This is a genomic window from Arthrobacter sp. 05T47 (assembly GCF_056395825.1).
On the sequence record NZ_JBFTKG010000177.1, the window covers coordinates 1 to 1,023 of the forward strand.

Below are 1,023 nucleotides of genomic sequence, written 5' to 3' on the forward strand. Positions count from 1 at the left end.
GTCCGGACGTGTCACCGGAGGCCCCCCCGCTGACCTTAGAATGGACAGCGGATGGGTTGACCAGGCGGCCGCGCGTCACGCAAGTGGCTCGAGGAACGTCCGGGCTCCGCAGAGCAGGGTGGTGGGTAACGCCCACTCGGGGTAACCCGCAGGCCAGTGCCACAGAGAACAGACCGCCTGCGTGCGGCGTGTGTTTTGCACAGGCCGCAGGGCAGGTAAGGGTGAAACGGTGGTGTAAGAGACCACCAGCTTCCCGGGTGACCGGGAAGGCTAGGTAAACCCCACCCGGAGCAAGGCCAGACAGGGCACGTTTGAGGGCTGCTCGCCCGAGTGTCCGGGTAGGCTGCTGGAGGGCGTCGGCAACGGCGTCCGTAGATGGATGGCCGCTACTCCCGCGCCGGCAACAGCGCGGGAACACAGAACCCGGCGTATCGGTCAACCCATCCACTTACTTAGGCCTTTGCCCCCGTGATCTAGGGAAAATTCGGCTATATGACGGCGTTTCCAGCCCCTCATTCTCGATCCGATTTGATTCGATTTGATGGGGTCTGGCCGGGGCGTTTGCCCCTCGTTTGCCCCTCGGGTCCGGCTGCTGCGGACGCGCTCAGCTAGTGGCAGTATGAGCCCATGGCGGACATCATCGAGTTTCTGGAAGCACGGCTGGACGAAGAAGAAGCCGAATCCCTGGATTCCCTGGAGCACGAACCATACCCCGATAGCTGGGCCGAGCGGCTAGGCCAGCGGTTGCGGTGGACTCTCAGAGACTCCAGCATGGTTACGCGCTACTTAGCCACCTTGGTGCCGACGGAGGTCCTGGAGCTGCTAGTGTAACCGGCTCTGGAGCCGGTGACCTTCACGGTGATGGTCCGTCCTAGATCGCCGGAGAGGACCGTATAGGTGGCAGCGGTGGCGCCAAAGATCGCAGTCCCGGAGTGGTACCACTGGTAGCTCACGGTAACCGGAGCCAGGGCCCAAGTGCCGGGCACGGCGGTGAGGGTGGCCCCGATCTTCGCGGTACCGGTG

General features: G+C 63.9%; 1 other RNA gene and 1 pseudogene. One reads left to right on the forward strand and one right to left on the reverse strand.

What is annotated here, in order from left to right:
* Positions 1-52 precede the first annotated feature (52 nt).
* An RNA gene (rnpB, locus tag AC1DEY_RS23700) (RNase P RNA component class A) lies at positions 53-447 on the forward strand.
* Between the two features lie 335 nt (positions 448-782).
* Here the strand turns inward: rnpB and AC1DEY_RS23705 are convergent.
* Positions 783-1,023: pseudogene (locus AC1DEY_RS23705) on the reverse strand (peptidoglycan DD-metalloendopeptidase family protein); the annotation flags it as partial.